This is a genomic window from Labrys sp. 22185 (genome assembly GCF_052045555.1).
Lineage (GTDB): Bacteria > Pseudomonadota > Alphaproteobacteria > Rhizobiales > Labraceae > Labrys > Labrys neptuniae.
The window spans coordinates 436,725-448,715 of sequence record NZ_JBQEPH010000003.1 but is presented as its reverse complement, the minus strand read 5'-3'; the positions used below and the strand labels follow the sequence as shown (position 1 = coordinate 448,715).

The 11,991-nt window shown below is 61.3% G+C and carries 11 protein-coding genes; 8 read left to right on the top strand and 3 right to left on the bottom strand.

Going from position 1 to position 11,991, the window contains the following annotated elements; genetic code table 11:
• Nucleotide 1 precedes the first annotated feature (1 nt).
• Genes ACTJKX_RS09525 through ACTJKX_RS09515 form a run of 3 tightly spaced genes read right to left on the bottom strand, consistent with a single transcriptional unit; the run spans nucleotide 2 to nucleotide 3,250 of the window.
• Nucleotides 2–952: a respiratory chain complex I subunit 1 family protein gene (locus ACTJKX_RS09525; RefSeq protein ID WP_440725114.1), complete on the bottom strand. Its 951-nt coding sequence runs from the start codon at nucleotides 950–952 to the stop codon at nucleotides 2–4.
• On the bottom strand, nucleotides 943–2,952 hold the full coding sequence (gene hyfB, locus ACTJKX_RS09520; protein ID WP_440725113.1) for a hydrogenase 4 subunit B: 2,010 nt from the start codon (nucleotides 2,950–2,952) through the stop codon (nucleotides 943–945). Before hyfB ends, ACTJKX_RS09525 begins: the two co-directional genes overlap by 10 nt.
• Nucleotides 2,953–2,956: 4 nt before the next feature.
• On the bottom strand, nucleotides 2,957–3,250 hold the full coding sequence (locus ACTJKX_RS09515) for a helix-turn-helix domain-containing protein (RefSeq protein WP_367624823.1): 294 nt from the start codon (nucleotides 3,248–3,250) through the stop codon (nucleotides 2,957–2,959).
• A 335-nt stretch (nucleotides 3,251–3,585) separates the two neighbouring features.
• Between ACTJKX_RS09515 and ACTJKX_RS09510 the strand changes: the two genes are divergently transcribed.
• From ACTJKX_RS09510 to argH, 8 genes are all read left to right on the top strand, one after another.
• On the top strand, nucleotides 3,586–4,377 hold the full coding sequence (locus tag ACTJKX_RS09510) for a YoaK family protein (protein ID WP_440725112.1): 792 nt from the start codon (nucleotides 3,586–3,588) through the stop codon (nucleotides 4,375–4,377).
• Between the two features lie 399 nt (nucleotides 4,378–4,776).
• Nucleotides 4,777–5,664 (top strand): amino acid ABC transporter permease, encoded by an 888-nt coding sequence (locus ACTJKX_RS09505; protein WP_440725111.1) that lies wholly within the window; start codon nucleotides 4,777–4,779, stop codon nucleotides 5,662–5,664.
• Nucleotides 5,661–6,422, top strand: coding sequence for an amino acid ABC transporter ATP-binding protein (locus ACTJKX_RS09500; protein WP_440725110.1), 762 nt, complete (start codon nucleotides 5,661–5,663; stop codon nucleotides 6,420–6,422). Before ACTJKX_RS09505 ends, ACTJKX_RS09500 begins: the two co-directional genes overlap by 4 nt.
• A 26-nt stretch (nucleotides 6,423–6,448) precedes the next feature.
• Nucleotides 6,449–7,276 carry an ABC transporter substrate-binding protein gene (locus tag ACTJKX_RS09495; RefSeq protein ID WP_440725109.1) on the top strand — a complete coding sequence of 276 codons (828 nt, stop codon included), beginning with the start codon at nucleotides 6,449–6,451 and terminating at the stop codon, nucleotides 7,274–7,276.
• Between the two features lie 84 nt (nucleotides 7,277–7,360).
• Nucleotides 7,361–8,239 carry a polysaccharide deacetylase family protein gene (locus ACTJKX_RS09490; RefSeq protein ID WP_440725108.1) on the top strand — a complete coding sequence of 293 codons (879 nt, stop codon included), beginning with the start codon at nucleotides 7,361–7,363 and terminating at the stop codon, nucleotides 8,237–8,239.
• A 1-nt stretch (nucleotide 8,240) separates the two neighbouring features.
• A complete protein-coding gene (locus ACTJKX_RS09485; protein WP_440725107.1) occupies nucleotides 8,241–9,149 on the top strand; it encodes a polysaccharide deacetylase family protein in 909 nt (302 codons plus the stop codon).
• Entirely contained in the window at nucleotides 9,142–10,542 is a 1,401-nt protein-coding gene (locus ACTJKX_RS09480; protein ID WP_440725106.1) for an MmgE/PrpD family protein, read from the top strand. The genes ACTJKX_RS09485 and ACTJKX_RS09480 overlap by 8 nt, the downstream gene beginning before the upstream one ends.
• Entirely contained in the window at nucleotides 10,539–11,945 is a 1,407-nt protein-coding gene (gene argH, locus ACTJKX_RS09475) for an argininosuccinate lyase (protein ID WP_440725105.1), read from the top strand. The genes ACTJKX_RS09480 and argH overlap by 4 nt, the downstream gene beginning before the upstream one ends.
• Nucleotides 11,946–11,991 lie beyond the last annotated feature (46 nt).

Sequence of the window (11,991 nt, the reverse complement as noted above, 5' to 3'; positions counted from 1 at the left end):
GTCACAAACTCCTCGACACGAAGAGAAGCAGCGCCCCCAGCAGGCTGAGCATCAAGGCTGCGCCAAGAAAATCGGGGACACGGAAGACGCGCATCTTGGCCACCATCGTCTCGAAAATGGCGAGGAGGGCAGCGGCAAGCAGGAGCTTGATGAAGTAGACGATGGCGCCGATCAAATAGGCGCCGGCGGGCGCACCGGCAGGGGCAAGCCACCAGGGAGCGAAGACGCAGCCGATCAGCGAGATATAGAGCACGAGCTTGAGGGAGGCCGACAGCTCGATCAGCGCGAGGTGGCGTCCGGAATATTCCAGCACCATCGCCTCATGCACCATTGTGAGTTCGAGATGCGTGGCCGGATTGTCGATGGGGATCCGCCCGTTCTCGGCAATGGCCACCATCACCAATGCGATCAGAGCGAGCGCGAGCGATACCCTCAGCCCGACCGAGACCATGAAGCCGGCGAGATAGGAAAGCTGGGTCGAACCGGCGAGGAGCGCGACGGAGAAGACGATCATGATCATCGCCGGCTCCGCCAGCGTGGCGATCATCATTTCCCGGCTGGCGCCGATGCCGCCAAAACTCGTGCCGACATCCATGCCGGCCAGGGCCAGAAAGAAGCGGGCACTGCCCAGGAGAGCGATCACGACGATGAGGTCGGCCGACCAGCTGAACTGCAGTCCGGTGGCGAAGGTCGGCACGAGAGCGGCGGCCACCCATGTCGCGGCGAAGATCGCATAGGGCGTGACGCGAAAGAGCCAGGAAGCATTGTCGGCCAACACCACCTCCTTGCGCAGGAGGCGCAGAAGGTCGCGGTATGGCTGGAATGGGGAGGGCCCGCGCCGGCGCAACAGATGAGCCTTGATCCGCCGCACCAGGCCGGTGACGAGCGGTGCGAGGCAGAGCACGAGAAACATCTGCAGGGCCTGGATGGCCAGGCTTTCGATCACGGCCATGACGCCAGCACCACGAGGAGGAAGACAAGCAGCAGGAAGACCAGGCTCAGATATTGCCGGATGGTGAGATATTGCAGGCGGTCGAGCCGGTCGGCGGCGAGCAGGACGGCCTTGACCAACGGTCCGTAGATCCCATCCCAGACGAGGTCCCGCAAACTCACCAGAAGACGAGCGGGCCGCTGGTCGCCAGGCCTGGGCATGTCAACGCTTTCGCGCGCGCGGAACAGGGTGGCGCCGTAGACGCGCCGGATCGGCTGGGAAAAGCTGGTGGCGCTGTATTGCGTGATCGGGTTGGCGTCCGGAAAGCCGCAATCCCAGGCGGGACCTCGCCTTACGGCCCGCGACGCCAGGCGGTGGATGGCGTAGGCGGACAATGACGCCGAAAAGGTGATGAAGACGAAGACGAGCAGGCCGTTGTAGGAACTGCGGCTCGCGGCCACCGGTATGATGGTGAGCCAATCCACACCGGCCTGTGCCGGCATGCGCGCCTGAACCGCGTAGGACACCGCCGGTGCGATGCCGTCGATGATGAAGCCCGGAAGAATTCCCGCCAGCAGGCACAAGCTGGCAAGTGCGATCATCGCGCTTTGTGACCAGCGATCAACCTCGCGTGCTTCCTGGGCTGCGAGCGTGCGGGGGCGCCCCAGGAAAATCGTGCCAAAGGCGCGAACGAAGCAGGCCGCCGCCAGGGCTGCGGACAAGGCGAGCAGGGCGCCGATGGCCGGCACCAGCAGCTTGAGGCCCCATTGGGGAATCTGCGGGCTGAGCAGGATGGCCTGAAACGTCAGCCATTCGGATGCGAAGCCGTTCAACGGAGGCAGAGCCGAGATGGCGACACAGGCGACCAGTACGACGACGCTCGTCACGGGCATGCGGTGAATGAGCCCGCCCAGCGCGTTGAGGTCACGTTGCCCGGTCGCCGTCAGGATGGCGCCGGCTCCGAAGAACAGCACGCTCTTGAACAGGGTATGATTGAGGATGTGGAACAAGGCAGCCGTCATGGCCAGCGCGGCCGCTGCGCCAAAACCATTGGCCTGAAAAGCCAGTGCCAGGCCGAGGCCGGCGAATATGAGCCCGACATTCTCGATCGTGCTGTAGGCGAGCAGCCGCTTGAGATCGGTCTGCATCAGAGCCTGGAGAATGCCGAGAACCGCCGAGGCACCGGCCGCGACCAGGATCGGGACGCTCCACCACCATTCCGGCGAGCCGAGCAGGTCGAAGACGATGCGGATGAAGGCATAGATCGCAACCTTGGTCATCACGCCGCTCATGAGGGCCGAGACATGGCTCGGTGCTGCCGGGTGAGCCAGGGGCAGCCAGACATGGAGAGGCACCAGGCCAGCCTTCGAGCCGGCACCGAGCGTCACCAGGGCGAGCACTGCGGCGATTGCCGTTTCCGTCGGGGCTTGATGGCGAATTTGATCGAAGGCGTAGGCGCCCTGGCTACCGGCCAGAAGGCCGAAGGCCAGCAGCAGTGCCAGCGAACCGAAACTCGCCATCACGATATAGACATAGCCGGCCTTGAGGTTGTCCTCCTCGCGATGATGCGCGAGCACCAGCGCCCAGGACGCCAGCGACATCAACTCCCAGGAAAACAGGAAGGCGAAGGCATCCGCGGCGAGGACGACAGCGTTCATTCCCGCAAGGAAGGCGGGATAAAATGGCAATACGCGCAAAGGCTCGTGCTCATGCTTTCCGTAGCCGAGCGCGTAGAGGCTTGCAGCGGAAGCACCGAGGTTGACGATGGCCAGGAAGAAGGCGCTCAACGCATCGATATGGAAATTGGCACCAATCCAGGGCAGGCCGAGGGGCAATTTCAGATCCGCTTCCGGAAGCCGGCCGAGCAGTTGGGCGAGCGCCGTCGCCAGAAGCACGGATGAAACACACAGACAGGCCGAATAGATGAACGTGGTTGCAGACGAGAGGCGTCTTGCCAAGAGCGCCGCGAGTGCAATGGCCAGCAGGACCGCGATACACCCCAAAGCGACGGCAAGCGTCATGGCCTCATTCCTCCATTCCGTCCATGGCGACGGTGCGTGGGGCCTTTGGCGCGGATTGCCTGAGGCGAACCCCACGCCCGCCTGACGAACTGATGCTGCCCTCGCCGATCAGTTCGACACCGGCCGCGGCGAGGGCCTCCACAAGCTTCATCAGAGAGTCGACATTGCCCCGGATAAGGCCCGTTCGTGCCTCCATGCGCTGGATCGTCGGCACGGAAAGATCCGACAGTGCGGCCAGCTTTTTCTGGTCGATACCGAGAAGGGCACGGGCTGCCCGCAATTGCGCTGCAGTGATCATTGTCCCACGCTCACTGAGTGCCATAATTTATATGCAATTTAGAGCTTAATACCACTATATAACAATCTCAACACTTATTATTGATGTTTTATGCATCAATGATGCCAATGCGGTGTGGCGGGAGACGATACCCAGATTGGCAATGCACTTGCGACGCGTTGGCGGGAGTTTTTTGAAGATGCGTTATTGGAAAATATTTTGAGCGCAATTGGTGAAATAAGTTATGTATATTTTTCAAATATATATAAATATACCATTGGTATTTTAGTTTGGATTTTTCATTAAAAGTAAAAATATGAATTCGAGTAAACTTTAGATTTGGTGTCTGGTACGTAATGAGCGAATTTTCTGATCATTCGAAAAGGCGTACTTTAGCAGTCCAGTTTGTCGATGGTCTGCAAGGTGCGGTCGGTGTCGAGCGCAACGAAAGCGCAGATACCCGACTCGGCGTCGCCCTATGCTTCATCGCCGGTGGCGTGAATGCAGGAGGGTTCCTCGCTGTCGGACAGTATACCTCCCATATGTCCGGCGTGATCTCGTCGCTGGCCGACAACCTCGCGCTTGGGGCCACACATCTGGTGCTGGGGGGCTTGGGTGCGTTGACGGCATTCCTTCTGGGCGCCGCCTGTTCGGCTTTCCTGATCCATTGGGGGCGGCGGCATCGCGCCTATGGTCAATATGCCTTTCCGCTGGTCGTAGAGGCGATTCTATTGCTCCTCTTTGGTCTGATCGGCGGCCTCTACAATCACCGGGTCTTCTTCGTACCGGTGGCCATTCCATTGCTGTGCTTTATCATGGGCCTGCAAAACGCAATCATCACCAAGATTTCCCGGGCACGAATTCGGACTACCCATCTGACCGGCATGGTGACGGATCTTGGAATAGAACTGGGCAAGCTTTTCTATTGGAACAGGACGACAAATACTCCCGGTGCCAGGGTTGTCGCTGATCGAACGAAGCTCTCCTTGCTGTGCTCTTTGCTTGGTGCCTTTCTGACAGGCGGATTGGCGGGCGCTTACGGGTTTCATTTGATCGGCTTTGCAGCCGTGCTTCCATTGGCCACCCTCTTGTTGATCTTAGCGGGGGTGCCATTGGCCTTGCGCCATCCGGGGCAGCGATACCCTTAGGCTCAGGACGTTGGTATTGGGGCTGTCCCACTCGAGCAGTAGATGACGATCCGAACATTGCCGTCACGCTGCTCGTGCGGTCAATTTGCCGTCGCACGGATCGGCTCCGCGCCACCTGCGCCCTGTCCTTCGCCTGAAGGCGTATCGAGGGCATGTTCCCTGCTGCCGGCCTGTCGGTATCGAGGCTTCGACGCGTTCCTCTGATAATACGATCGCGACGTTTAAACAGGAGCCCGGATACATCCGCCCTGGGCAGCATGGGATTTATGCGATTCACGCATTAATTCCATGCCCATAACTCGTTTGTATTGGTCCATCCGCTCAGCGTAATCTCATTCTGGAACTAAAATAAAGTCAGCATCCACAATAAGCTGGCGAACGCCGGAACGGGGATAGTGCATGAATGGTGCGCCCTTGCAGGGTAATGGTGGGTTGACGATCGTCAAGCCAAGGAAGTACGGCACGACTTTGCTGGCATTCCTTTGTATCCTGACACTCGTTTTTATTGGGAATGCATTTAGAACCGGCGACATTGCTTGGTCTTATGTTGTGGAATATCTGTTCTCCCAACCCGTCATGCTCGGTGTGGTAGGCACAATCGTCATGACATTCTGTGCCATGGCGCTTGGCGTTACGCTCGGCATCGCCGCCGCGATCATGCGGATGTCCGACAACAAGGTGCTGCAGGCGATCTCCAGTGGCTATGTCTGGCTTTTCCGCGGAACGCCGACGCTTCTTCAGTTGCTTTTGTGGTTCAATCTCGCGCTGATCTTCCCCACCATCAGTTTCTTCGGCCTCTATTCGGTCAATACGGTCGATGTGATGACGCCGTTCATGGCGGCTTTGCTCGGGCTCGGCATTCAGCAAGGCGCCTATACGGCCGAAGTGGTGCGCGCCGGCCTGCTCTCCGTTGATCGCGGTCAAACCGAAGCCGCTCTCTCGATCGGGATGACCAAGTTCCGAGCCATGGTCGGCATCGTCTTGCCGCAGGCCATGCGCGTGATCGTGCCGCCTATCGGCAACGAGACCATCGGCATGGTGAAGCTGACGTCGCTCGCCAGCGTCATCCAGTATTCGGAAGTGCTGCGCAGCGTGGAAGACGTCTATTACGCCAATTCGCGCGTGATCGAACTGCTGATCGTCGCAACCATCTGGTACATGGTCGTCGTCACCGTACTCAGCGGTATCCAGATTTATATCGAGCGCTATTTCTCGCGTGGCTGGGGCCGTCGCGACCAAGCCAAGGGGCCGATGCCGAACCTGCCGGCGGAAGAGGTGGCGAAATGACCCCGGTGATCTCCATCAAGGGCGTGCAGAAGTCCTTCGGACAATTCCAGGTCCTCAAAGATATCGACTTCGAGATCGCAAAGGGCGAGGTCGTCTGCGTGATCGGCCCGTCCGGTTCCGGCAAGAGCACGTTCCTGCGCTGCATCAACCAGCTCGAAAGCGTCGATGAAGGCATCATCATCGTCAATGGTGAGATTGCCGGTTATCGCCGCAAGGATGACAAGCTCTATCCCCTCGGTGACCGGGCCGTCGCGCGCCAGCGCCAGGCCGTCGGCATGGTGTTCCAGCGCTTCCATTTGTTTCCCAACAAGACGGTCCTCGAAAACACTACCGAAGGCCCGATCAAGGTGCAAAGGCGCAATGGCGAAGCCTGCCGGGAGGAGGCGCGTTCCCTGTTGCGGCGCGTCGGCCTGGCCGACAAGGCCGGCTCCTATCCCTCGGAACTCTCGGGCGGCCAGCAGCAGCGCGTGGCGATCGCGCGGGCCCTCGCCATGAAGCCGGAGGCGATGCTGTTCGACGAGCCGACTTCGGCGCTCGATCCCGAGTTGGTGGGTGAGGTGCTCGGCGTCATGAAGGAACTGGCCAAGTCCGGCACCACCATGATCGTGGTCACCCATGAAATCGGCTTCTGCCGTGAGGTCGCCGACCGCGTGCTGTTCATGGATCGAGGCACCATCGTGGCCTGCGGCACGCCTGCCGAGATCCTGGAAAACCCGCAGAACCCTCGCGTGAAGAGCTTCGTTTCCGCGGTCCTATGACAACAAACATGAAAGAGGAGAACACAATGAAGGGTTTGTCGCTCTTGGCGGCTACCGTGGCGATACTCGCCGCAACCAGCGCTTTCGCGGACAACAAGCTCAATCTGAAGACCGAGGGAGAGCTGCGTGTCCTGATCAACCCGATCTATCCGCCCATGGAGTTCGTGAACCAGAAGAGCGGCGTGCAGGATGGCTTCGACGTCGATCTGGCCAACGCCATCGGAAAGAAGCTGGGCCTGGAGGTCATCTTCATCAATTCCGCCTTTGCCGAGCTGCAAAGCGGCCTGCAGACGGGGCGGGGCGATGTGATCATTTCCGGCATGAGCGACAACCCCAAGCGCCAGGAAGTCATGGATTTCGTGGACTACATCACGAGCGGCCCGATCTTCTTCACCACCAAGGCCAATGCCGACAAATACAAGACCAGTACGGATCTGTGCGGCCAGAAGATCGCTGGAAGCCGCACCGGCACATTTCCCGACAATGTGAAGGCTTGGAGCGAGAGCAATTGCGTCGGCAAGGGCAAGCCGGCCGTCCAGTTCGACGGCACGGCGGATTCCAACGCGGCTCGCCTCGGCATGCGCCAGGGGCGCTATGATGCCGTCGTTCAGGGCGTCGAGACCATCGCCTATCAGATGAGCGTCGAGCCTGACACCTATGTCATGGTCGGTGAGCCGATCCTCACCAACGACGTCTTTGGCATGGGCTTCAAGAAATCGAACACTGCCCTGCGCGACGCCGTCGCCCAGACCTTGGATAGTCTGATCAAGGACGGCACCTATGCCGACCTCCTGAAGAAATGGGGCTTGAACCACAATGCCGTGGAGAAAGCCGTCATCAATGGTGTGAAATAGCGGCCGGGCAGGCGGCGGGCGACCCCAAGGCGACAATGCGCTGGGGTCGCTGCTCGCCTCGCACCGCTCGTCGGTCATATTCAAATGTTGGACTCTCCTTATGACGGCCGCAGGCGCCCTTCCTGGCCCTCCGGAAAACGATCTGCCGTCGCCCTGGCCTTCGATGTCGACGGACCGACGGGCGATGCCATGCTCAACGGCAGCCTGCGCGACAATCTGCGTTACTTCACCGAGGGCGCCTACGGCCCCTGGCGGGCCGTGCCGCGCCTGCTGGGGCTGCTTGAAGAATACAGTCTCGTCGCCACCTTCTTCGTCCCCACCTGGGTGGTCGAGCATTGGCCGGCCCGATGCGAGGCGATCCTGCGGGCAGGGCACGAAATCGCCTATCACGGCCATCGCCACGAAGTCTTCATCGACTGCACGCCCGACCAGCAGCTCGAGATCATGCACCGCTCGGCGGCCGTGTTCAGACAGAGGCTCGGGATCGGGCCGGTCGGCTTTCGCACGCCGTCGGGGGACTGGAGCCTGCAGACAGCGGCGCTGCTGCGCGATTTCGGCATTGTCTATTCAAGTTCGATGCGTGGGGACGATCGCCCCTATTTCCATCCTTCCTCGGACGGCAAGCCGGGGCTGGTCGAAATACCCGGCCGTTGGGATATCGACGACTATACGGCGCTCGCCTATTTCGAGGATCCGGATTTTCCCGTGGGCCTCGATCGCATTCCCGATTTCCGGGCGGTGGAACGCAATTGGCGAGCCGAATTCGAGGGCTTTCACCGCGACGGATTGTGCTGGACCACGATTTTCCATCCCAAAGTGTCCGCCAAGCCTGGCCGCCTCGCCATTCTGCGCGGCCTGTTCGAGGCAATCCGCGCCCATGACGATGTCTGGGTCGCCCGCTGCCGCGACGTCGCGCTGTGGTGGCTCGATCTGCACGGTTTTTCCGACGAAGTGATTGCGTGACATGACCGTTTTTAAAAACGTCGATGCGTCCGAAAGGTTTTCCTGGCCGGCGGGCAAATCCTGCGCCGTGGTGGTGAGCGTGCTGTTCGACGATGGCCTGGATGCCATCGCTCGGGCACCCGATCTCAGGAACCGGAGCAAGAGTTTCTCGGTGTGGGAATATGGTGCCAGGCGCGGCGTCGATCGCCTCCTGGACCTGTTCGATGAGCTGGCGCTGCGGACCAGCTGGTTCGTGCCGGGGCTCGTCGCTCAAAAACATGCCGATCTCGTGAGGCGGATCAGCAGCAGCCATGAGATCGCCTGCCGTGGCCTGGCCTTTGAGGATTTCGGGAGGCTTCCGGCCGAAGAGCACAAGGAAATCCTGCTGCGCTCGCGTGCCATCATCGAAGACATCGCAGGCCGCCCGGCCGATGGCTTTCGTCTGCCGCAAGGAAGATGGCCGCGGCATTTCGACCAGTGTTTGGTCGAGGCCGGCTTCAAATGGTCGGCCTCGCTCAACGGTGATGATCTGCCCTATCTGCACCGCTCTTCGCTGGTCGAGATCCCCGTCCATATCGAGCTGGAGGATCGACCCTATTTTCAGTTCAATTTCACGCCTCCCTTCCCGAAGGGCCTTGGGCGTATCGCGTCCTACGACGGCGTCCTGCACAACTGGATCACCGAATTCGACGCCTATCGGCGCTATGGCCTGTGCTACGTGCTCCAGGTCCGCCCCGAAATGCTGGGTACGCCCGGCCGTATCTTCATTCTCCAGGACCTGCTGCATCACATGCTCGACCATGACGATGTCTGGTTGACGACGGGCGGAGACCTGGCGGCGTGGGCGGCGCAGCGGGTGTCGCCCGCACCTGCCGACCATCCGCTGGAAGTCTTCGAGGCCTACCGCAGGGAAGAGGCCTGCGATGAGTGAATTTCTGGCAGAAAACCTGGCGCGCAAGATCGGGCAGGTCCGGTTCTCGGACTTTCCCGCCGCTACCGTCCACAAGGCGAAACTTCATATCCTCGACACGCTCGGCGCGGCCCTGGCCGGATCGGCTTCGCCGGAAACACGGTCCGTGATCCACGGCCTCGGCCTGGGGCGGGACACCGGTGACACGCCCGTCTGGGGTATCGGCCTCATGCTGGACAACCGGACCGCGAGCTTCGTCAACGGTGTGTCGGCCCACGCCTTCGAGCTCGACGATGCCGGCGGCTGCGATCATTCCGGTGCAGTCGTCCTGCCGGCGGTTCTTGCCGCCTTGACCGATGTCGGGGCTCCCGTCGACGGGGCTCGTTTCCTGGAGAGCATCCTGATCGGCTATGAGGTCGGTCGCCGCGTGCTGGAAGCCTCCGGTGGCTATGAAGCCCATAACGGGCTGGGCTGGCATTCGACCGGTACCTGCGGCGTCTTCGGCGCTGCGGCGGCAGCCGGCGTGCTGCTTGGCCTCGATACGCCGCAATTGACTTCCGCACTGGGCTTGGCTTGTTCCTATGCCGGCGGGACCTGGGCCTTCATCCAGGATGGGAGCCAGGCCAAGAAACTCCACGCCGGGCGCGCAGCCGAGGGAGGCCTGATCGCCGCAAAACTGGCTCGCGCTTCGCTGACCGGTCCGGCGGCACTCTTCGATGCGCAATGTTGGGGAGGTTTCTTTTCGACCTTCGCACGCCACACCGGCGATACGGGCCTGCTGGTCTCGGATTTCGGCCAGAACTGGCGTTTGAACCGCTGTTCGATCAAGCCTTATGCCACCTGCCGCGGAACGCATTCGGCCATCGACGCCATCGGGCTCGTTCTCGGCCGGGAGGGGCTCGTGCCCGAAGACGTCGCGGCAATCGAGGTGCGCATGAGTGCCTTTCAGATCGGCATGTGCGGCGGAAAATCGGTATCAACCCGGGCCGATGCCCAGATGAGCTTGCCCTATGCCCTGGCCGCCAGGCTCCAATACGGACAGGTGACCTTGGCAGAACTCGGGGAGACTGCTCGCACGCATCCCCAGATCGCGCGCTGGTTGTCGTTCATCTGGACAGAGGCCGATCCAGACATGAGCGATGATGCCGAGCCCGTGATTGCCGTCACCACCGGGGACGGTCGCCGCTTCGTCGAGACGGTGGAACAGCCATTGGGCAGTCCGGCAAACCCGATGGCCGATGAAGCCGTGATCGCCAAGTTCACCGGCCTGGCATCCGGCGTCGTCGGGCTTGAGCGCAGCGACGCCATCCGGGACTTCGTGCTGAATCTGGAGCGCCAACCGGCAGTTCATTGCCTGTCCGCCTTGCTCCGGCATCCGTCCCCCGCAATTCCAATGTCAGGAGCTAAGGCATGACAACCTCTACCGACAAGACCTGGTCTCCCCTGTTCAAGGAACCGGTGTCCGCCGACTTCCGGGATTTCCACGAATGCCTGGATCAGGACAAGCGCATTGCCTTGCACGATGTGGCCGGATCGCGGGTCCATGCCGACATGCTCGCGCGTGCCGGGATCATTTCGCCAGCCGACAACGAGGCCATCCAGGGTGGGCTTGCGGCGATCGCGCGGGAAATGCGCGAGGGCACCTTCGCATGGAAGAAGGAGCTGGAAGACGTTCACATGAATGTCGAGCAGCGCCTGACCGACCTCGTCGGCGATGCCGGCAAGAGGCTCCACACCGCCCGCTCGCGCAACGACCAGAATGCCACCGATATCCGCCTCTACGCCCGTGACGAGCTCGATGCGCTCGCCGGCGAGATCAAGGTCCTCATCGCGTCCTTCGTCGATCTTGCCGAACAGCAAGCCGCGACCATCATGCCGGGCTTCACCCATTTGCAGGTCGCCCAGCCCATCACCTTCGGCCATCATCTGATGGCCTATGCGGAAATGTTCCTGCGTGACCTCGAGCGCGTGGGCCAGGCGCGGAGCCGCCTCAACGTCTCGCCCCTGGGGGCCGCAGCCCTTGCCGGCAGCGGCTACCCCATCGATCCCGAATATAGTGCGCAGGCCCTCGGCTTTGCCGACGTCTGCCACAACTCGCTGGATGCGGTCTCCGATCGCGACTACATCTGCGACATCGCCAATGCCGGTGCTCTCATCATGGTCCACCTCTCCCGCTTTTGCGAGGAAGTGATCATGTGGTGCACCCCGATGTTCGATTTCATCGAGGTCGGTGACCAGTTCTGCACCGGTTCATCGATCATGCCGCAGAAGCGCAATCCCGATCTCGCCGAACTCGTGCGGGGCAAGGCGGCGCGTGTGATCGGCAATCTGAGTTTTGCGGTGACGCTCAACAAGAATCTGCCGCTCGCCTTCAACAAGGACCAGCAGGAGTGCAAGCCACCGCTTACCGATACGCTGGAGACGACGCGCGGCGCCGTGTCCGTGGTCGCACAGATGATCCGTACCATCAAGGTGCACAAGGACAAGATGCTCGCCGCCGCGGACAAGGGCTATTCGACTGCGACCGACCTTGCGGACTATCTGGTGCGCGCCGGCCTGCCGTTTCGCGATGCCCATCATGCGGTGGCGGCCATTGTCGGCCTGGCCCGGGAGCGGGGGCTTGGAACCTTGTCGCAACTCGCCCTGGCCGACATGCGTCGCTTTGCGTCCGTGATCGGCGATGATGTCTATCAGGTCCTGACCGTGGAAGGCTCCGTGGCCAGCCGCAACCATACCGGCGGAACGGCGCCTGGGCAGGTCCACCGCCAGATCGCACGAGTTCGTGCAATGCTGGCCCGACCATCCATCCACCTGTAAGTCAGGAGCCTGTGCCCTTTTGGAAAGCGCAGGCTTTGCCTATGGT

Bases quoted from the DNA above. Each gene is read 5' to 3' on its own strand.
- hyfB (WP_440725113.1), bottom strand. From the start codon at position 2,952: ATGACGCTTGCCGTCGCTTTGGGGTGTATCGCGGTCCTGCTGGCCATT.
- ACTJKX_RS09490 (WP_440725108.1), top strand. From the start codon at position 7,361: ATGTTGGACTCTCCTTATGACGGCCGCAGGCGCCCTTCCTGGCCCTCC.
- ACTJKX_RS09495 (WP_440725109.1), top strand. From the start codon at position 6,449: ATGAAGGGTTTGTCGCTCTTGGCGGCTACCGTGGCGATACTCGCCGCA.
- ACTJKX_RS09485 (WP_440725107.1), top strand. From the start codon at position 8,241: ATGACCGTTTTTAAAAACGTCGATGCGTCCGAAAGGTTTTCCTGGCCG.
- ACTJKX_RS09510 (WP_440725112.1), top strand. From the start codon at position 3,586: ATGAGCGAATTTTCTGATCATTCGAAAAGGCGTACTTTAGCAGTCCAG.
- ACTJKX_RS09515 (WP_367624823.1), bottom strand. From the start codon at position 3,250: ATGATCACTGCAGCGCAATTGCGGGCAGCCCGTGCCCTTCTCGGTATC.
- ACTJKX_RS09505 (WP_440725111.1), top strand. From the start codon at position 4,777: ATGAATGGTGCGCCCTTGCAGGGTAATGGTGGGTTGACGATCGTCAAG.
- ACTJKX_RS09480 (WP_440725106.1), top strand. From the start codon at position 9,142: ATGAGTGAATTTCTGGCAGAAAACCTGGCGCGCAAGATCGGGCAGGTC.
- argH (WP_440725105.1), top strand. From the start codon at position 10,539: ATGACAACCTCTACCGACAAGACCTGGTCTCCCCTGTTCAAGGAACCG.
- ACTJKX_RS09500 (WP_440725110.1), top strand. From the start codon at position 5,661: ATGACCCCGGTGATCTCCATCAAGGGCGTGCAGAAGTCCTTCGGACAA.
- ACTJKX_RS09525 (WP_440725114.1), bottom strand. From the start codon at position 952: ATGGCCGTGATCGAAAGCCTGGCCATCCAGGCCCTGCAGATGTTTCTC.